15 protein-coding genes are annotated in these 19,985 nt (G+C 68.9%); 5 read left to right on the top strand and 10 right to left on the bottom strand.

All coding sequences use genetic code 11. The features are described 5' to 3' along the window. Window positions 1–124: 124 nt before the first annotated feature. Window positions 125–1,279: a Fic family protein gene (locus ABH936_RS01050; protein ID WP_074039171.1), complete on the bottom strand. Its 1,155-nt coding sequence runs from the start codon at window positions 1,277–1,279 to the stop codon at window positions 125–127. 231 nt (window positions 1,280–1,510) lie between these two features. Here ABH936_RS01050 and ABH936_RS01045 point away from each other — a divergent pair, with 231 nt between their 5' ends. After that, entirely contained in the window at window positions 1,511–4,111 is a 2,601-nt protein-coding gene (locus ABH936_RS01045; protein WP_074039170.1) for a DNA topoisomerase (ATP-hydrolyzing) subunit A, read from the top strand. Between the two features lie 386 nt (window positions 4,112–4,497). Further along, the gene (locus ABH936_RS01040; protein WP_006946901.1) at window positions 4,498–5,379 is read left to right on the top strand and encodes a sucrase ferredoxin; all 882 of its coding nucleotides are present in this window, start codon (window positions 4,498–4,500) and stop codon (window positions 5,377–5,379) included. Between the two features lie 91 nt (window positions 5,380–5,470). Here the strand turns inward: ABH936_RS01040 and ABH936_RS01035 are convergent, their stop codons facing one another. After that, window positions 5,471–6,148 carry a hypothetical protein gene (locus ABH936_RS01035; RefSeq protein WP_006946886.1) on the bottom strand — a complete coding sequence of 226 codons (678 nt, stop codon included), beginning with the start codon at window positions 6,146–6,148 and terminating at the stop codon, window positions 5,471–5,473. Window positions 6,149–6,406: 258 nt separating this feature from the next. Beyond that, window positions 6,407–7,777, bottom strand: coding sequence for an AI-2E family transporter (locus tag ABH936_RS01030; RefSeq protein WP_115296320.1), 1,371 nt, complete (start codon window positions 7,775–7,777; stop codon window positions 6,407–6,409). A 98-nt stretch (window positions 7,778–7,875) separates the two neighbouring features. Here ABH936_RS01030 and ABH936_RS01025 point away from each other — a divergent pair, with 98 nt between their 5' ends. Next, the gene (locus ABH936_RS01025) at window positions 7,876–8,277 is read left to right on the top strand and encodes a hypothetical protein (RefSeq protein ID WP_115296321.1); all 402 of its coding nucleotides are present in this window, start codon (window positions 7,876–7,878) and stop codon (window positions 8,275–8,277) included. Window positions 8,278–8,337: 60 nt separating this feature from the next. Here ABH936_RS01025 and ABH936_RS01020 read toward each other — a convergent pair whose 3' ends face one another. The 4 genes from ABH936_RS01020 to ABH936_RS01005 form a co-directional block, all read right to left on the bottom strand. Beyond that, complete coding sequence (locus ABH936_RS01020) at window positions 8,338–8,736, bottom strand: hypothetical protein (RefSeq protein WP_237723718.1); 399 nt, start codon at window positions 8,734–8,736, stop codon at window positions 8,338–8,340. 143 nt (window positions 8,737–8,879) lie between these two features. Beyond that, window positions 8,880–9,539, bottom strand: coding sequence for a hypothetical protein (locus ABH936_RS01015; protein WP_040015027.1), 660 nt, complete (start codon window positions 9,537–9,539; stop codon window positions 8,880–8,882). A 212-nt stretch (window positions 9,540–9,751) separates the two neighbouring features. Further along, window positions 9,752–11,032: an MFS transporter gene (locus tag ABH936_RS01010; protein ID WP_006946897.1), complete on the bottom strand. Its 1,281-nt coding sequence runs from the start codon at window positions 11,030–11,032 to the stop codon at window positions 9,752–9,754. Beyond that, window positions 11,029–13,200, bottom strand: coding sequence for a type IIA DNA topoisomerase subunit B (locus ABH936_RS01005; protein ID WP_006946863.1), 2,172 nt, complete (start codon window positions 13,198–13,200; stop codon window positions 11,029–11,031). The genes ABH936_RS01010 and ABH936_RS01005 overlap by 4 nt, the downstream gene beginning before the upstream one ends. A gap of 282 nt (window positions 13,201–13,482) precedes the next feature. Between ABH936_RS01005 and ABH936_RS01000 the strand changes: the two genes are divergently transcribed. Beyond that, complete coding sequence (locus ABH936_RS01000; RefSeq protein WP_006946873.1) at window positions 13,483–13,680, top strand: hypothetical protein; 198 nt, start codon at window positions 13,483–13,485, stop codon at window positions 13,678–13,680. Between the two features lie 211 nt (window positions 13,681–13,891). Then, window positions 13,892–14,392, top strand: coding sequence for a DUF456 domain-containing protein (locus ABH936_RS00995; protein ID WP_207623486.1), 501 nt, complete (start codon window positions 13,892–13,894; stop codon window positions 14,390–14,392). Between the two features lie 69 nt (window positions 14,393–14,461). Here ABH936_RS00995 and ABH936_RS00990 read toward each other — a convergent pair whose 3' ends face one another. From ABH936_RS00990 to ABH936_RS00980, 3 genes are all read right to left on the bottom strand, one after another. Further along, entirely contained in the window at window positions 14,462–14,929 is a 468-nt protein-coding gene (locus ABH936_RS00990; RefSeq protein WP_006946879.1) for a DUF3040 domain-containing protein, read from the bottom strand. A 162-nt stretch (window positions 14,930–15,091) separates the two neighbouring features. Further along, entirely contained in the window at window positions 15,092–16,240 is a 1,149-nt protein-coding gene (gene dinB, locus ABH936_RS00985; protein ID WP_404602160.1) for a DNA polymerase IV, read from the bottom strand. After that, window positions 16,237–19,983, bottom strand: coding sequence for a DNA polymerase III subunit alpha (locus tag ABH936_RS00980; RefSeq protein WP_115296325.1), 3,747 nt, complete (start codon window positions 19,981–19,983; stop codon window positions 16,237–16,239). The genes dinB and ABH936_RS00980 overlap by 4 nt, the downstream gene beginning before the upstream one ends. Window positions 19,984–19,985 lie beyond the last annotated feature (2 nt).

Raw genomic sequence — 19,985 nt, 5'->3', positions numbered from 1 at the left:
TCTGCATGGCGCGCGGAGCGGGCGGGGGGGCGAAGCCCGAACGCGTCAGCTGGACCTGCTGCTGATGCCGTGGATCTCACTCGTCACGTGAGTCATCGTGTCAGGTGCTGAACGCGCCTCGACGCTACGGCAGGTTCATGCGGATCTGCCGCATGAGGTCGGGGTACGGGTCGACGAGGGTGCGCTCACCACGCGCCTCGCGGACGACGTTCTGCAAGAGCTCGCCCGGGAGGTAGTAGCGGCCGCGGCCGCGCGTCGGCCCCTCCGGGCTGAGCAGCCCCGCCGTGGCCAGCGCCGCCAGATCACGTGTCGCTGTGCGTTCTTCCACGCCGGTGCGGTTGACGTAGGTGCTGCGCCGGATGCGGATGCCCAGGGCAGCGTCGAAGAGTGCGTCGACCGAACGCTCGGGCACCCCTGTCGTCGCCACGAGATCGTCGAGCGCGCTCCAGACGTTCTCCGCGTCGCGGAAACGGCGCCGGAGCGTCTGGGCCTGCTGGTGGTGGGCTCTGAGAGAGAACTTCACCCACGCCGTCGCGTCGCGCTGGGGGTTCCAGGCACCCTGCCCCGTCGCGGCCAGGACGTCGTAGTAGGCCCGCGTGTTGGCGCCCAACCACTCCTCGATGCTGGAGAACTCCGGCTCGAGAATGTCGTCGGTGGCGAGCACCAGCGTCTGCAGGACGCGGGCCATACGTCCGTTGCCATCACGGAAAGGGTGGATCATGACGAAGTTCAAGTGAGCCATGGCACCACGAACCATGCTGTGCTCCCCCGACGACGCACTCATGGCGTCGACCAGTGCGTCGATGAGGGCCGGCACGTCGTCCGGATCGGGCCCCTCGTAGACGTTCGCTCCGGTCGATTCGTCTTGAACGTAGATGGCTGCCCGCCGGAACTCGCCGGGGCTCTTCGACAGGTCATGTTCGAGGAGCATGAAGTGCATCGTCCGGAGCGTGTGAGCATCAAGAGCGAACCCCGGCAACGTCGCCATGCGCAGCACGTACGTGAGCACGCGCCGATAGCCCTCGATCTCCTTCCACGTGCGCTCATCCGCCGTCAGCGGCTCATCGCCCTCGACTGCAGCCGCCGCATCCTCGGGGGTCACGTCGTACCCCTCGATGCTGTTCGACCCCCTGATGGCACGCGCTTGGGTCGTCCGGCGCAGGCCCCCGGACCATCGTTTCGGGGCGCGCAGTACAGCGGCCATCTCGCGACGGATGGCATCGATCTCGTGGAGAACAGCGACGTCGACCTCGTCGAGGTCCGGTGTCTCGTACAACATGGCCGCCCCTCCGTCGCGTCCCGATGTCTCAATGTCCTTTTCATTAGGACATAGAGACAGTAACCCGCCGCGTCGCTATGTCCTAATGCAAAAGACATAGAGACATGGCTGCCACGGGAGCGCTCAGACCCCCGCCGCGTGTCGCGAACCCCCGTCAGCGCGCGGATGCGGGAGGATGAGCGATGCACCCTGCCCGGGCACCGGGCGTCAGCGAGCTAGTGAGGAAGCGCAGTGGCACGCACGAAGAAGCCCGAGATGCCGGACGAGGACATCGTCGAGAACATCATCGACATCGATGTCGAGGACGAGATGCGGGCGGCGTTCCTCGAGTACAGCTACTCCGTCATCTACTCGCGCGCGCTGCCCGACGCGCGTGACGGGCTCAAGCCGGTGCAGCGGCGCATCCTGTTCTCGATGGACGAGCTCGGCCTGACGCCGAACAAGAACCACGTCAAGTCCTCCCGCGTCGTCGGCGAAGTCATGGGTAAGTACCACCCGCACGGCGACTCGGCGATCTACGACACTCTCGTGCGCATGGCCCAGGACTTCACGATGCGTCTGCCGCTCATCGACGGCCACGGCAACTTCGGCTCGCTCGACCAGGGCCCCGCGGCGTCGCGTTACACCGAGGCGCGCCTCGCGCCCGCATCCCTGACGCTGGTCGCCGGCCTCGACGAGAACACCGTCGACTTCGTCCCCAACTACGACGACTCGCTGCAGCAACCGTCCGTCCTGCCCGCCGCGTTCCCGAACCTGCTCGTCAACGGCGCGAGCGGCATCGCCGTCGGCATGGCGACGAACATGGCGCCGCACAACCTCGGTGAGGTCGTGCAGGCCGCCGTCCACCTCATCAAGAACCCCGACTGCAGCCTCGACGACCTCATGCGCTTCGTGCCGGGCCCCGACCTGCCGATGGGCGGGCGCATCATCGGCCTCGACGGCATCCGCGACGCCTACCTCACCGGCCGCGGCACGTTCCGCACGCGCGCGACGGCGACGATCGAGAACGTCACGCCACGCCGCAAGGGCATCGTCGTCACCGAACTGCCGTACCTCGTCGGGCCCGAGAAGGTCATCGACAAGATGAAGGACCTCGTCGGGCAGAAGAAGCTGCAGGGCGTCTCCGACGTGAAGGACCTGTCCGACCGCCACCACGGCCTGCGCCTCGTCATCGAACTGAAGAACGGCTTCAACCCCGAGGCCGTGCTCGAACAGCTCTACAAGCTGACGCCGATGGAGGAGAGCTTCGGCATCAACAACGTCGCCCTCGTCGACGGTCAGCCGCGCACCCTCGGGCTCAAGGAGCTGCTGCGCGTCTACACCGACTTCCGCATCGACGTCGTGCGCCGCCGCACCGCGCACCGCCTCGGCAAGAAGGAGGACCGCCTCCACCTCGTCGACGGTCTGCTCATCGCGATCCTCGACATCGACGAGGTCATCCAGATCATCCGCTCCTCCGACGATTCTGCGACGGCGCGGGCGCGCCTCATGCAGGTGTTCGACCTGTCCGAGGCGCAGGCGACGTACATCCTCGACCTGCAGCTGCGCCGCCTGACGAAGTTCAGCCGCCTCGAGCTCGAGAAGGAAGCCGACGAGCTGCGCGCCGAGATCGAGAAACTGCGCGCGATCCTCGCCGACGTCAAGCTGCTGCACAAGGTCGTCTGCGACGAACTGCTCGCCGTCGCAAAGGAATTCGGGACGCCGCGACGCACCGTCCTGCTCGAGGGCAACGGCGCCCAGGCGGTGGCGAGGTCGGCATCCAAGTCGTCGATGCCGCTCGAGATCCCCGACGACCCGTGCTGGGTGCTGCTGTCGTCAACCGGCCTCATCGCGCGCACCACCTCGGCCGATCCGCTGTCGACCGACGGTGGCCGCCGCAAGCACGACGTCGTCCTCGCCGCCGCGCGCACCAGCGCGCGCGGTGAGTTCGGCATCGTCACGTCCGCAGGTCGGCTGTTCCGTGTCAGCGCGCTCGAACTGCCGCACCTCGTCGACACGCACGCAGCGCCCGTCCTCGACGGCGGCGCGCCCGTCGCCGCGTTCGTCGACCTCGCACCCGGCGAGAAGGTGCTGACGGTGACGTCGCTGCGCGCCGACTCCCCCGGCCTCGCACTCGGTACCGCAGCGGGCGTCGTCAAGCGCGTGACGACGGAGTACGCGAACAAGCCGATCATGGAGGTCATCACGCTCAAGGGCGACGACGTCGTCGTCGGTGCCGTCGAACTGCAGACCGGCACCGAGGAGCTGACGTTCGTCACGAACGAGGCGCAACTGCTGCACTTCAACGCTGCGAACGTGCGCCCGCAGGGCCGCACCGGCGGCGGTGTCGCCGGCATCAAGCTCGGTGCCGGCGCACGAGCGATCTTCTTCGGCTCCGTCTCGCGCGACGGCATCGTCGTCACCGGCGCGGGGCACCCGGGCTCGCCGAACGGTGAGATCACCTCGCTCAAGGTCGCACCGTTCACCGAGTTCCCCGCCAAGGGACGCGCGACAGCCGGCGTCCGCGCCCACCGCTTCCTGCGCGGCGAGAACCACCTGACGTTCGCGTGGGTCGGTTCCGCGCCGGCGCGCGCGGCGGATGCTTCGGGCAAGGCGATCGGCAAGCTGCTCACCCTCGACGACGCAGACGGCAAGCGCGACGGTTCCGGCGACACCGCCCCCGGCCAGATCGCCGCGATCGGCACGACGGCGCCCTACGCGTCGGTGGCCGCCGATGCGTCGTCCGCCGAAGTGGCCGAGCAGACGCCGGTGACGGCGGGCGAAGAGACTGACGACGGTGCGATCGGCGACGACGGAAGCCGCCTCAGTCTGTTCGACGGTGACGACGCCTGACGTTTGACGGGGTGGGTGCTGGCGCGGGGCGCTGCGGGCCTCTATGGCGGCCCCTGGTGCAGTTCGCATCGACAGCTGAGTCACTTGGTTACCGCTGTGTCAGTCAGGACTGACTCAACCATCACCAAGTGACGCAGCTGCCTCGCCTCCATCCGTTGATGGCGACGGTGGCACTCCGAGCCACCGCGGTGCATCAGCCTGTGTCGGCCAGCTGAGTCAGTTGTTCGCCCGTGCGGCAGTCAGGACTGACACAACCACCACCACGTGACGCAGCTGCGGCGGGCGCGCCGGGTGACGGCCAGGGTTCTGCTGAGCGCGTGTCATCTGAGGCGCTCGCATCAGAGCGCGAGACCCACCGTGCCTTGGCGCGCCTCTAGGCTGGGGGCATGATGACGTCACCCAGTTCGTGCTCGCTCGATTGGGAAGCGGCCGGCATGCCTGCGTGGGGGACGGCGAAGGTGGCGCGCGTCATCGTCGCCGTCGAGGTGCCGGGCGCGTGGGGACGCGATGCCGTCGGCGATTCCGGGCTGCCGCAACCTGCGGACGCAACGCTGTACCTCATCCGTCGTGTCGGGCGACATGCCGTGGCGGGTGAGACGGCCCGGGTGTTCGTCGGCGGTGGTTTCGGTGACGAACCGTGGCTCGTCGAAGCGACCCTGCGACGCGAAGACGTGACAGGTCTGCTCGCCGGCGATGTGGCAGAGCGCGCGAGGTTGGCGTCTTTCGGTTTCGCCGCACGCCCCGAGCCTGTGCTGCTCGTGTGCACGAACGGCCGCCGCGATGCCTGCTGCGCCGTCCGTGCCCGGCCCGTCGCGGAAGCTGCGCATGCCGCCGCACCCGACAACGTGTGGGAGGTCTCGCACATCGGCGGCCACCGGTTCGCGCCGACGGCCATCCACCTGCCGAGCGGCCAGACCTTCGGTCGACTGACCGGCGACACTGCTGCCGCGCTGGCGACGGCCTCGACGAGCTCGCCGGCGAATCCGGTTGTTCAGCAGCTCTTCTCGTCGACCACTCACCGCGGCCGTATCGATCTGGAACCGGTCGCGCAGGTGGCGGAGACGTGGTGGCGCCAGCAGCACCCCGATCTGACGTTGGCCCCCGTCTCCGGGATCGGTGCGCCCGTGGCGAACGGCGACGACGGGTGGCTCGTCTCCTTGCCCGACGGCACATCGCTCACCATCACGTCGGTACCTGGCCAACCTCTGCGCGACTCGTGCCTCAAGGCTGCGAAACCTTCGGCGTCCTTCGTCGCGCGACTGAACTGAAGCCGCAAACCTGCCCGAGCAGGCGCCGCCCACCGGCCCCGAGCTAGGGCCAGTGGGCGGCAAGGCAGCCGGCTCAGTCGGGCACGTGGGCCTACTTGCGTGCGGTGTTGCTCGTGACACCCCACGTCGTGGCGGTTGTCGAGTAGACCACTCGGTAGTCTCTGGTCGCGCTGGTCCGGTACGAATACGACGTGCTTCCCTTGACCGACTTCGTCACAAGAGTCCTCCACGTAGACGAGCCCACGTCCTTGTACTGGAACGAGGCAGAGGTCTCGAAGGCAATGGGCTTGCCCCAGTACGACGACCAGCGAGCACCGTTCGAGCTGAGTGTCACTGACGTCCCTGAACGCGTCGCCTTGATCGTCGACCAAGAGCCGAGTCGCACGTCGGTCGTGGGCGAGTTCTGTGTGAACTCGTTGTAGTTGACCGATTCACCCGCGTTCTCCGGACGCCATGTGACCTTCCCCAGGGAATGCCAGTCATAGACGTCCCAATGCTCCGAACTCGAACGATCGAAGTAGAGGAAATCCTCCGCACCCTGCGAGGTGTACCCCGACCACGCCGCAGACAGACTCGAGGCGTAGTAGGAGCAACCGCCCGTCACCGTGGGTGTGAAGTGCTGGTAACTGCTGGTGATGCGCACAGTCGACGGGACGACGAGGCGGCAACTTCCGATGACGGCAGCGTCCGCCGTCGGTGCGACTGCGACAGCGGCGAAGGTGGCCAGAGCCGTGGCGCCAGCAGGCGCGAGTCGCATCATGTTCTTCATGGGGATCCTTGGTTGGTGCGAGGGGTGACCCCTGTCACGCGACGGGGCACCTTCACTCTAGCCTGCCGCTCCTTGCCACCCGTTCCGTTTGTGTCGCTCGGTGCCATCGGTCGTCGGCCACGATGACAGGGACAGGAGCGTGGAGCGCGCCCCAAGTACAGAGCACCGGCTGCCACGCTTGGCCTGCCATGCAATCCCGGACGCGATGTATGTCTCGCGGCACGAGGGCAGCGAGGACGGAAGGCGGCCCCCGGCCGGTCAGGCCTTCGTCGCACCACCGGAGCTGCGGTTATCGTCGCGGTTCACCGCAGCGGTGTCGCCGTGAGTGGTCGACGTGGCGTCGCTGTCACGAGTCGCGTGGTCGGAATCATGGCGGCCGCCCGTCTCGACCGCCTGGTCACGCGCGTCGCCGGCGGCGTCGTCAGCTTCTGCGAGTTCGACGGGGTCGCGCTGGCCCGGTGGGTCGTCACTCGTCGCAGAGTCGTCGTCGTCGAGATCCTTCTTCGCGTCGCGTTGGGCGGCGTCGAGCGTCGAGCTCTTCACCTCGTAGCGCGTCTTGTAGAGGTCGAGGATGGCCATGGCCGTCGCGGCGGCGGGCACACCGAGCAAACCGCCGGCGAGGCCGAACATGTTCGCGCCTGCGAGGGCGGATGCGAACGAGACGGCCGGGTGGACGTCGACGGCGCGTGCGCTGATGTTCGGCTCGATCGTGACGTTCTCGATCTGCTGGTAGACGATCGCGAAGATGAGGACGAACAGGCCGTTGATCGGTTTGTCGCTCGTCGCGCCGACGAGGACGGGCAGGACGATCGAGATGTACGTGCCGATGTTGGGCACGAACTGCGCGATGATGCCCGTCCACAACCCGAGCGCCAGCCAGTACGGCATGCCGATCAGCATCATGAACGTGCAGTGGATCGTCGCCGAGATCGTCGCGAGGATGAAGCGCGCCGCGACGTACCCGCCGACCTTTGCGACGAACACCTCCCACACCGTCAGCACGACACGTTGCTGACGCGGCGGGAACAGCCCTGCCACCCAGGTGCGCAGACGCGGTAGGCCAGCCGAGATGTAACAGGTGAAGAAGATGAGGACGAACAGGTTGAACGCCGTCGACACGACGCTCGTCACGAGCCCGAGGACGCCGCCGGCCAGCTGCGAACCGTAGTTCGCGACGTTGTCGGGCGTCAGGTTGACGCTCGAGAGCAGCTTGTTGATGTCGTAGTCGGTGTCGAACTTGCGGTTGACCCAGTCGACGCAATCCGTGACGAGGCCGGGCGCCGCACTGATGAGCGCCTGCACCTCGTCGACGAGGAGGCCCCCGAACGCGGCGAAGAACCCGACGACGGCGCACGCCAGCAGCAGGACGACGAGACCCGTCGCGAGCGCACGCGGCATGTGCATCGCGAAGCGCGACACGGCCGGTTCGATGGCTGCGGCGAGGAAGAACGCCATGACGACGTTGAAGACGACCGAACCCGCCGACCCCGTCAGATAACCGAGGGCGGTGAGCAGGGCGAGGGCGCCGATGACGATCCAGGTGGCATGCCACACCGACTTGAGGTCCAGAGAGACCTTGAGGTGCTGCGGTTCGTCGTCACCGACATCGGCGCGCCTGAACAGTGTCATGTCGTCGTCGTTTCGCTCGCTGAGTGATCTGGCGTGATCCTCTCACGAGGTGGTGACATCGACATGTTCCTTGGGCCGCGCCGCCCTACGATGCCTGCATGCCCCGATTGCACATCGCCCAGAACGACCGTGCCGACGCCGTCATCTCGGAGCGTCTGTTCGGGCTGCTCGTCGGAATGCTGCTCGACCAGCAGATCGCGATGGAGGTGGCGTTCTCCGGCCCCGCCAAGATCTACGACCGGTTCGGCACGCTCGATCCGACGAAGATCGCCGCGATCGAACCGGGTGAGTTCGTCGAGAAGTGCACGACGCCTCCCGCCCTTCACCGTCACGGCCGCTCGATGGCAGAGCGCGTGCAGAAGCTCGCCGCCGTGCGCGACGACTACGACGGCGGCACCCACCCCATATGGGCGACGGACGACGCCGCCGACTCGCTGCAGAAGGTTCGCGAGACGAAACGTGAGATGAAGGCGGCGAAGAAGGCCGCAGCCCGATCGTGACGGCGGCGTCAGCGGCACCTCGCCGACGTTGGGCGAGGGACGCCGCGCTGCCAGGGGGGCTCAGGTGCGAAACCACGCCACGAGACCCGCGCAGCCGCACGCCCACAGGACGCTGACGAACGTGCCGATGATGAACCGCTCGGCGACGGCCGACTTCTCGCCGCTGCGCAGCTCCGGATAACGCCCGAGCCCCTTGACGGCGAGAACGATCGCGATCGCCTCCGGCCACGACGCGACGAGCCCCGCGAAGATCGCCAACCGCTCAAGCGCGCCGATCCACGCGCCGCCGCGCAGGATCGTGGCGGCCTGTGCGACCCCGTCCGAGGACTCCGGCAGGCTCTCCCCCACCTCGGACGCCCGACGATCGACGCTGCGGAACACGAGCGTCGTCACGACACCACCACCCGCGAGCGCCAGTGACCCGAACAGCGCGACGACGAGAACATCCCTGACATCCATGACCCGACGGTAGACGCCGCCACCGACAGTGGTGAGGACACAGGCCGGGACGATCCGTTCCGTCGGGCGCAACGCCGAGCCGGGTGAGGGCCGGGCTGGTGATCCGAGCGCGCCCACAGCCGTCATGCCGCGGGCGCACACGATCAGAGCATGTCGGCTCTCGAGCGACGCCGCCCCTCAGCAGAGCGAGCGCGCGCAGCGTCCATGAGGCGCGCGGCGAGGCGCATGCCGGCGTCGCTCTCCTCGACGGCTGCGGCCCGCGCGCGTTGGCTGACGGCCGAGGGGGTGATGTCGAGTTCGGCGGCGACCTCGCGCCCCGTCAGCCCCTGCCCCAACAACTCGGCAACAGCCCACCCCGCAGGTGTGCGGCGATGCCAAAGCAGGTGCAGCAGCGCCAGCGCCGCGTCGAGGTCGGCCCCCGCCTCGGGCGCCGAAGGAGCCCGAACGGCCACGCGCGCCGGCACGAGCCGGGATGCCTCGACCGCCTCACGCGCCGCGATGAACGCCTCACCCGAGGCGGCACGCACATCGTCGGGTACGGGCGTCACGACCGCGCCGATGCCGACCCCCACCCGCCAGCACCCGAGGCGCGCCAGCCGTTCGAGCGCCTCGACCGTATCGCTCGAACGCGTGAACAGGGCCTGGATCTCATCCCCCGCCGTCCGCGCGAAGCCGCGCGCAGACCCCCCGCTCGACGGGAGAGCGCGCAGCGCTCGCAGGGCGGAGGGCACGGCGTCGCCGCCAGAGCGGCTGTCGACCTGATCCGCCGTCAGCACCACGAGAGAGGATCGGAGTGAAGGCATGGACCTAAACTAGCGTAAGTTAAGGGGAAAAACTTCATTCATAGAATCGTCCAGATTTACCATCCGCCGACGCTCAGCCTGACCACAGGGCGCCAGAACGACGGGGACGGCCCCACTCCCCCGGCCAGCCGTCATCGCGGACACCCCTGCCCGAGACCGACGAAGCCAGATCACGGTTGCCGCACCCCGCTCGGCCCGGCGCGCCCCACGAGTCAGGCAGCGAGTCGATACCGCCGGAAGGACGGGACAAGCAGGCCCACGAGCACGACACCGATGACGACGCACACGCCGCCGAGCCACGCCGTCGTCGCCGCTCCGATCGCGGTCGCGCCGGCGCCGTGGATGACGTCCGCGATGCGTGGGCCGCCGGCGACGACGACGAGGAACACGCCCTGCAGCCGCCCGCGCACCTCGTCGCTCGCGGCCGTCTGAAGCATCGACGTGCGGAAGGCCGCGGAAACCATGTCGGCCGCACCTCCGATGACGAGGGCGATGAACGCGAGCCAGAACACGACGTCGACGCGCCCGTTCGCGAGCGCTACCGCCGCACCGAACCCGATGATGGCGAGGCCCCATACGAGCACCGCGGCCAGCACGGCGACGCCGTGTCGTCGCACGCGCGACACCCACCCGGAGAACACGCCGCCGAGCACGGCGCCGACGGGGATCGCCGCGAACAGCCACGCGAACGCGAAACCACCCCCGAGCGGACCGCCGAACGACTCGTGCGCGATCTGGGGAAACTCCGAGCGCGGCATGCCGAACACCATCGCGATGAGGTCGACGACGAAGCTCGCGAGCAGGACGGGGTGACGCGTCAGGTAGCGCAACCCGTCGAGAACCGACGAAAAACCGGCCTTGACGACCTCACCGATCGGCGGCAGCGCGGGCATGCGGAACACGGCCCACAGCGTCGAGAGCAGGCAGATCGTGTCGATCGCGTACATCCACGAGAACCCGAGTACGGGGATGAGCGCGCCGGCGAGCAGCGGGCCGGCAATGCCACCGGCCATCGCGACCGTCATGAGCAGCGAGTTCGCGGCGGGCAGCAACTCGGGTTCGAGCAGGCGCGGCAGCGACGATTGCAACGCCGGTTGATGCAGCGCGAACAACGCCTGCTGTGCTGCGAACAGACACAGCAGCACCCAGACGTTGACGCCGCCTGCTGCCGCCTGCGCCCAGAACAGCGCGCTCGCGACGACCAAGCCGCCCGAGGTGAACAGCAGGATCCGTCGACGATCGTGCGCGTCGGCGAGCGATCCGCCGTACAGGCCGAACACGATGAGCGGCACGAGGCCGAACAACCCCGTCAGCCCGACGTAACTCGAATCGCGCGTCTGCGCGTAGATCTGCGCGGGCACGGACACGATCGTCAGCTGCGCGCCGACGACGGTGACGATGTCGGCGATCCACAACCGCCGGAAGGCGGGGTTGCGCAACGGCCGCGTGTCGGCGAGAACCGAGCGAAACCGTTGCAGCCGAGTCGAACTCATGCGTCGATGCGCTCGGTGTCGAGATCGTTGGCGCTGGAGATGATGAAATCCTTGCGCGGCGCGACCTCGCTGCCCATGAGCAGGTCGAACACCTGCTCGGCCATCTCGGCGTCCTTGAGCGTGACACGACGCAGCGTGCGGTGGCGCGGGTCCATCGTCGTCTCCGCGAGCTGGTCGGCGTCCATCTCACCGAGGCCCTTGTAGCGCTGCGGCTGCTTGAACGTGCGGCCCTTCTTCTCCCACGCCGCGACGGTGGCTCGCATCTCGTCCTCGGAATAGGTGTAGATGACCTCACCCTTCGCGCGGCCCTGCGCGCTCACCTCGAGACGGTGCAGCGGCGGCATCGCGGCGTACACGCGCCCCGCCGCGACGAGCGGACGCATGTAGCGGAAGAACAACGTCAGCAGCAGCGTGCGGATGTGGGCGCCGTCGACGTCGGCGTCCGTCATGAGGATGATCTTGCCGTAGCGCACCATGTCGAGGTCGAAACTGCGCCCCGAACCCCCTCCGACGACCTGGATGATCGAGGCGCACTCCGCGTTCTTCAGCATGTCGCCGACGGACGCCTTCTGCACGTTGAGGATCTTGCCGCGGATCGGCAGCAGCGCCTGGTACTCCGAGTTGCGCGCCGCCATGCCCGTACCTAGCGCCGAGTCGCCCTCGACGATGAACAGCTCGCTGCGCTCACCGTCGGTCGAGCGGCAGTCCTTCAGCTTGCCCGGCAGGCTCGAGGACTCGAGCGCCGTCTTGCGACGCTGCGTCTCCTTGTGGGCGCGCGCGCTGATGCGCGACTTCATCTCGGCGACGACCTTCTCCAGCAGTAGCGCGGCCTGCGCCTTGTCGTCACGCTTCGTCGACGTCAGGTGCGCGCTCAGCTCTTTCTCGACGACCTTGCTGACGATGGCGCGCACGGCCGCGGTGCCGAGCACCTCCTTCGTCTGGCCCTCGAACTGCGGCTCCGCGAGGCGAACGGTGACGACGGCTGTCAGACCGGCGAGGACGTCGTCCTTCTCGACCTTGTCATTGCCGACCTTGAGCTTGCGCGCGTTGACCTCGAGCTGCTTCTTGAACACCTTCATGAGCGCCTGCTCGAAACCGGTGTTGTGCGTGCCGCCCTTCGGCGTCGCGATGATATTGACGAAGCTGCGCACCTTCGTCTCGTACCCGGTGCCCCAGCGCAGCGCGATGTCGACGCCGCACTCGCGCGTCACGTCCTGGCTCGTCATGTGGCCGCTCGATTCGTCGAGCACCGGCACCGTCTCGGTGAACGACCCGCTGCCCTGCAGGCGCCAGATGCCGGTGACGGCGGCGTCGGGCGCGAGGTACTCGCAGAACTCGCTGATGCCGCCGTCGTGGAGGAAGGTCTCCTCGTGCGGGCCGTTCTCCCCCGGCGTACCGGCGAGACCCCGCTCGTCACGAATGATGATGGTGAGGCCCGGCACGAGGAAACTCGTCTGACGAGCGCGCGCGATGAGCTGGTCGTAGTCGAACTGCGCGGTCTTGAGGAAGATCGTCGTGTCGGCCCAGTAGCGCACGCGCGAACCGGTGACGCCGCGCCTGGCCTTGCCGACAACCTCGAGCTGGCTGCCGGACTCGAACGGCGTGAACGGGTTCGTCGGGCTTTTCGCGAGCGGATCGGAGGAGTCGCCGTCGGCGAACGTGCCGGGCTCGCCGCGGCGGAAACTCATGCCGTACGTCTTGCTCGCACGGTCGACCTCGACGTCGAGACGCGAACTGAGCGCGTTGACGACGGACGCACCGACGCCGTGCAGACCACCGGAGGCCGTGTACGACCCGCCACCGAACTTGCCGCCCGCGTGCAGTTTCGTGAAGACGACCTCGACGCCCGACAGACCCGTGCGCGGCTCGACGTCGACGGGAATGCCGCGGCCGTTGTCGCGCACCTCGACGGAGCCGTCGGGCAGGAGGATGACCTCGATGCGGTCGCAGTACCCGCCGAGCGCCTCGTCGACGGCGTTGTCGATGATCTCCCAGAGGCAGTGCATGAGGCCGCGACCGTCGGTCGAGCCGATGTACATGCCGGGACGCTTGCGGACGGCCTCGAGCCCCTCGAGCACCTGGAGGTGGCGGGCGGTGTAGTTCTCTTGGTTCTCGCTGGGCGACACCTGGGGAATCTCCTTGACCTTCGTCACGCGCACACTCGACATGTGCCTCGACACGCTATCGGACGAACCCCGTCGTTCCGCGTCGCCACGCGCAAGCCACCTCTCGTGGGCGCTCCGTCATGTGGTGTGCATGGTGGTGTGCGGCCGCGGGTGCACGCGGGTCGAGGCAATCACTCGGGCGCGCGAGGAGGCCCGCAGATCGAAACCGGCTTCGCGGGAATGCCTCCACGTGGAAGACTGTTGTTCATTGTCGAGAACCACATTCGTGTGGGTTCACGAATACGCGTGAGACGGCCCCCGCGCCGTCCGACGAGGAGGATGGATATGACCGCAACGATGGAACAGACGATGACCGCCGCCGACCGCTGCGACCGCTGTGGCGCCCAGGCGTTCATCAAGGCCGTCATGTCCGAAGGTCTCGAACTGCGCTTCTGCGGCCACCACGGCCGTGAGCACCTCGACAAGCTGCGGGAGGTAGCCGTCGAGGTCATCGACGAAACCCCCCGCCTCAGCGAGGTCTGAGCATCTCGCCCCTTCGGCACAGCGAACCGTTCGGCCCCGTGTTCTCGATCATCGAGGCGCGGGGCCGAACGCATGCCGGGGGCACTGTCGGACGCACCCGGGCATGAGGCCTCGCGCGATGGGTGTCGTGCGATCGGTGCCGTGCGACTGCCGCCGCGCGACGGCGGTGATCTCGGGCGCAGCGATGCGCTGATGGGCCATGATGAACACCATGGTGGTCTCCACAGAAACCTTGACGACGCTCGGTGCGGCCCTGCTCGTCGCGGTCGGCATCGCCGGCCTCATCGTGCCCGTCCTACCGGGCCTCGCGTGCGTCGTGCTCGGCGTGCTCGTCTGGGCCATCGGCCAGTCGAGCACGGCGGCATGGGTGGTGTTCGCTGTCGCGTGCGTCCTCGCTGTCGCAGGCTATGTCGTGCAGGTTCTCGTGCCGGGGCGTCAGCTCTCGCGGGGTGGGGTCGCGCGGCGCAGCAACATCGTCGGGCTCGTGTGCGCGGTGGTCGGCTTCTTCGTCGTCCCCGTGATCGGGCTGCTGCTGGGCTTCGTCATCGGCGTGTTCTTGGCGGAGAGCGCACGACTGCGTGATCGCGCGCAGGCGTGGACAGCGACCCGCGTCGCCATCCGGGCAGCGCTGACGTCGGTGGGCATCGAACTGGCCGCAGCCGTGACGATCGCCGTCGGCTGGGCCATCGCTGCGTTCGCGCTGGCACGGTGAGCGGGGCGCGCCGAGCGTCATCGCTGCAGACGAGCAGCGAACACTCACGTCAGCGACGCCGCTGCCGGTTCACCATCCCTGGTTCTCGTAGCGGCGACGCTCCCAGCGCTGCTCCATCCGCTGCATGAAGTCGCCCTGCGGACGAGGAGCCGAGGAGCGCGGCCGAGCGGTGCGCGCCGGACGAGCCATGCGCGGCATCCGCGACGCGGGGTGCGCGCCGGTCTGGGCCGTGATGCCCTCGAACGAGTTCGGGTCGACGACGTGCAGGGCGGGCCGTGACGGCGTCTGCACGGACAGCAGGGCACCCGCGGCGATGACGAGCATGCCGACGAGACCCAACCACATGTGCGAGGAGTACGTGCCGACGGCGGTGAGGCCGAGGCCTGCGAGGCAGACCGCGCCGGCGAGGAGGGCGCGACGACGCCGTCGACGGCGCTCCGGGTCGGCCTGCATCGCCGAGGCGAACTTGGGATCCTCGGCGGAAAGCTGCGCCTCGAGCTGCTCCAACGTGCGCAACTCATGCTCGGACAACGGCATGGTGGCCCTCCATCCCTTCGTCACCCCACATGATGCACACCTCGTGCGGCGGGTGACATATAACGTCAGTTGTAGCACTTCAGCGCGGTGCACGACGGGGAAAGTGCATCACACCCTGACCTTTCACGCCAGAGCCTGCCGCCATGGGCCGCCCGTGCCCGCTCATCCGACGAGGCTCGCCGGGCGCACGATGCCTGCCCCGAAGCGCGCGCTCGCCCGATCGATCGCCCGATCCGCCTCCCGCCATCCGTTCTCACGCTCCCCGAGCCGGATCTGCCGCGACGTCTGACGCACGTCCTTCAACCCCTGCACCCGCACCCCGACGAGCCGCACCCGCGCGCGCTGCAGGGCGAGCGCGTCGAACAATTGCGCTGCGACGTCGTAGATCTCGCGGCTGACGTCGGTGTGCTCGGGCAGCGTGCGCGAGCGCGTGATCGTCGTGAAGTCCGAGAACCTCACCTTGAGCACGACCGTCCGACCCGCGACCTGCGCCGCCCGCATCCGCGCCGCCACCCAATCGCTCAGCTTGAGCAGCTCGCGCTTGATCTCGACGGCGTCGTCGAGGTCGGCGGGAAACGTCTCGTCCGAACCGATGCTGCGCTCGGGTTCGTGCGGGACAACGCGGCGCTCGTCATGCCCCCAGGCGAGGCGGTGCAGGGTGACGCCCGCGCTCTGCCCGAGGGCGCGCACGAGCGTGCGTTCGGGCAGGTGTGCGACATCGCCGACGGTGCGCAGCCCGAGGCGATGCAGTTTCTCCTTCGTCGTCTCACCCACGCCCCACAGCGCCTCGACGGGCAGCGGGTGGAGGAAGTCGAGGGTCTCGTGGCGCTCGACGAGGAGCAGCCCGTCAGGTTTCGCGCGCGTCGAGGCCAGCTTGGCGACGAACTTGACCGGCGCGATGCCGACCGAGCACGTGATCATCTGCTCGTCCGCGACGGCGTCACGCAGTTGGTGCCCGAGCGCAACCGCCTGACGCGGTGTCGGTGCCACCCCGCTCACGTCGAGGAACGCCTCGTCGAGTGAGATGGGTTCGACGAGCGGCGTCACCTGAGCGAACAGGTGCATGACGGCTCCCGAGATGCGCGAGTACAGCTCGGCGTCGGGTGGCAGCACCACCGCCTGCGGGCACAGCCTGCGCGCGCGCCCCATGGGCATGCCGGAGCTCACCCCGGACCGTCGCGCCTCGTACGTGGCGGACAGCACCACCCCGCGACCCGCACCCCCGACGATGACGGGGGTGCCCACGAGTTCGGGGCGCTCGATGAGCGACGCCGAGGCGTAGAAGGCGTCCATGTCGACGTGCAGGATCATCGTTTCCATCCTCCTGAGCTTCCCGGGCTCGCGTGCCACAGGTGTGACGGAGCCTCACCCTCGCCGGGCAGTTCGGCGCGCGAGGCACGAAGCGCCTCCCCCGCCGGTTTGATGTCGGTGTACGGCGACTGCGCGAACCCCGACGCGTGCACGAGCTGACGCCGCCCGCGCGCGGCCCCGACCGAGCGCTCCGCCCCGCGCCGCTCGCTCTCCTCGACGAGACGGTGGACCCCGGCCTCGCCGTCGTGCTCCCACGCCTTCCACGCCTGCGCCAGATCCCACGCTCCCGTCGCGCGGATCGAGACCCCACGCGGGCCGGTGCGGCGCACGACGCCCCGCACGAGGAGCATCCACGCGTGGAAGACCGTGTCGGCGTAGGGGCCCTGGACGTCCTCGAAGAACGTCGCGTCGGCCGGGCCCGTACCGTCGTCGACGGTGAGGAAGATGACGCGTCGCCCCGAACGCACCGGCGGTGTCTGCGTGGCGACCTTGATGCCGGCGCACCACACTGTCTCGCCGCCGTGCAGCGACGCGAGGTCACAGGCCCGGCTGACGCCCAGCGCCCGCACGAGAGGCGCGTAGAACTGCATGACGTGCCCGCTGACGTCCAACCCGAGGATGTCGAGCTCGGCCCGCACCTTCTCGGCCGGGGTGAACTCGGGCAGGCCACTGCTCACCGCCTCACCGTCGTCGAGCATGTCGAAGGCCAGCTGCGAGCCCTGCGTCTCGTACCGCTCGTGCGGCCGTCGCCCCTGCGCCTGACGACGCGCCGCCTCGACGCTGTCGAAAGCCATCACCGTTCCTGCGGCCCCGTCCGCGTTCACAGACGCGCCCACGCCCGGGGCCGAACTGATCATGCGACGGCGAGCGCCACGCGTCAGACGCGCCGAGGCGTGCCGATCCAACCGTTCGAGGTCGTCGAGCTCGAGCAGCAGATCTCGCCGCGTCGGTGCGCCGCATACGCCGGGTCGTCCGGTGCCGTGCAGTGCGTCGAAGGCGCCGACGAGCAGCAACCGCTCGACGACGGGCCGGCTCAGACCCGCCCGGCGCCACACGTCCGTCAGGCTCGTGTAGGGCTGGCCCTCCACGAGTGACGTCATCTCGCGCTCGCTCATACCCTTGACGTCGAGGAAACCGATGCGCAAACCGAGATGGTCGTCATCGCTGCCCTCGCCCGGCACGCGCTCGACGCGGTACTCGCGGCGCGAGGCGTTGATGTCGACGCCCAGCACGGGCACGCCGAACGTCCGCACGTCGGCGAGGATGAGTCGCTTGGGGTACATCCCCGGGTCGTGGGTGAGAACGCCTGCGACGAACGCGGCGAGGTGATGGGTCTTCAACCACGCCGACTGGTAGGTGGGGACGGCGAACGCGGCGGCGTGAGCCTTGCAGAAACCGAACGAGGCGAACGCGGCGAGCACCTCCCAGATGCGGTCGCGTTCCGCGCTCGTGTAGCCGCGGTGCTGCGCGGCCTCGCGCCACCACAGTTCGATCTTCTCCTGCCCGGTGCTCGAGCCCATCGCCCGTCGCACCTCGTCGGCCTGCGCCAGCGTGATGCCGGTCGTCTGCGCGAAGATGCGCAGCACCTGTTCGTGGAAGACGACGACACCCATCGTCTCCTCCAGTGCCGGGCGCAGACTCTCGTGCAGGTACTCGGGCGGCGCCCACCCCTGCCGCGCGCGCAGGAACGGGGTGATCATGTCGCTCTTGACCGGCCCGGGGCGGAACAGCGAGATGTCGATGATGAGGTCTTCGAAACGCTGCGGCCCGAACTTGCCGATGAGTTCCCGCTGCCCGGGCGACTCGATCTGGAAGCACCCCAGGGTGCGCGTCGTGCGGATGAGCTCGAAGGTGGCCTCGTCGTCGAACGGCACGCACTCGGGGTCGTCGAGGTCGACGACGGCACCCTCGACGCGTTCGATCTCGGCGACGGCGTGGGCCATGGCCGACTGCATGCGGATGCCGAGCACGTCGAGCTTGAGCAGCCCCAGCGTCTCGACGTCGTCCTTGTCGAACTGACTCATCGGGAAACCGAGCCAGCTCGCCTCCATCGGCGTGCGCTGCGCCAGCCCGGCGTTCGACAGGATCACCCCGCACGGATGCAGCGCGATGTGCCGCGGCAGCCCGTCGAGGCGCTCAACGAGGTCGAACAGCCGGTCGAGCTCCGGTTCGGCGAGCCCGCGCGCCCGCAGCTCGGGCAACTCCTCGATCGCATGCCGCACGTCACGGGCCGCGACGTGCGGGAAGGCCTTCGCGATGACGTCGACGTCGGCCGGCACCATCCCGAGCGCGGCACCGGCGTCACGGATGGCGTGGCGCACCCGGTAGGTCTCCATCATCGACACGCACGTCACCCGCTCCCCGCCGAAGCGCTCCATGATGCGTTCGTAGATCTCGGTGCGGCGCGCCGACTCGACGTCGATGTCGATGTCGGGCAGTGACGCGCGGGCCCTCGTGCAGAACCGCTCCATGAGCAGTCGGTGCTCGATGGGGTCGACCCCGCTGATGCCGAGCAGGTAGGTGATGAGGCTGCCCGCGCCCGACCCGCGGGCCGCGACGCGCCCGCCCATGTCGCGGATGAGGTCGCAGACCTGCGCGACGGTGAGGAAATACGTCGGGTACCCGAGGTGACGCACCACGTCGAGCTCCTCCTCGAGCCGCTCCAGAACCTCGCGCCGTTTTGCCTCCGACGCGTGCGGGTAGCGTCCGTTCACCGCGGCGTGACAGCGCTCGGTGAGCACCCGCTGCGGGTCGGTGCCCGTCAGGCCCAGCACCTCGACCTCGGGCAGGTGCACCGCCCCGATGCCGATGTCTCGGAACGGGTGCTGGACGCACGCCTGCGCCAGCCGGTCGCTCGCCCCGACGAGCTCGAGCGCGGCGCCGAGATCACCCAGCCCTTCGGCGAGCGCCTCGGCCTGCGTCAGCATCTGCGCCTCAGGGCGCAGATGGCCCTGAACGCTCGTGCGATCCAGGTGACGCAGGTCGAGCGCCACCCCACGGCGTGCCGCGTCGAGGACGTCGGCAGTAATCGCCTCGTCGACCTCACCATGACGCACCCAGCCGCTCAGCACGGCGGGCACGCCGCACCGACGGGCGAGGCGCCACAGGTTCGTCGCGTGACGCCGACTGGCCATCGCCTCGGGCGGGCCGTCGTGGCAGGCCACCTCGAGGGCGAGCGCGCCGTGCGGGAGAGCGGTTCGCCAGCGACGCACCAGGGCCTCGGCCTCGGCGTGACGACCACGCAGGAGTGCCTGCCCGACGTCCGAATCCGGGCCGAGGAGCACCGTGAGTGCCGGCTGGTTCGGTTCGCTCTCGTGCGTGACGTGCGCGGCCACCCGGTCGAGACTCGTGGCGGGCGCGCCGCGCTCACCGCTCAGATGAGCATCGGTGACGAGACGGCACAGCTGGGCCCACCCCAGCCCCGGCGCGAGCCCCGACGCCGCACCGCGGGCGAGGACGGTGACGCGCGGGCTCCGCTCGTCCCGCGCCGGGCCACCCTTGGCGGGGGTACGCGCCCGCAGCACGCGCTCGGGCGCCAGCGCGAGGTCGACGCCGAGGATCGGCTCGAGGCCTGCGGCGGTGCACGCCTCGACGAACTTGACGCTGCCGTACAGACCGTCGCGGTCGGTGAGCGCGAGGCGTCCGTACCCGAGCTCGGCGGCGCGGGCGACGAGTGTCGCGGGTGGGGTCGTGCCGTACTGCAGCGAGTACGACGAGGCGACCCGAAGGTGCGTGAACTGCATGG

Source organism: Dermacoccus sp. GAS27A (genome assembly GCF_044909235.1).
Taxonomy (GTDB): domain Bacteria; phylum Actinomycetota; class Actinomycetes; order Actinomycetales; family Dermatophilaceae; genus Dermacoccus; species Dermacoccus nishinomiyaensis.
This window is presented reverse-complemented; position numbering and strand designations above follow the sequence as displayed.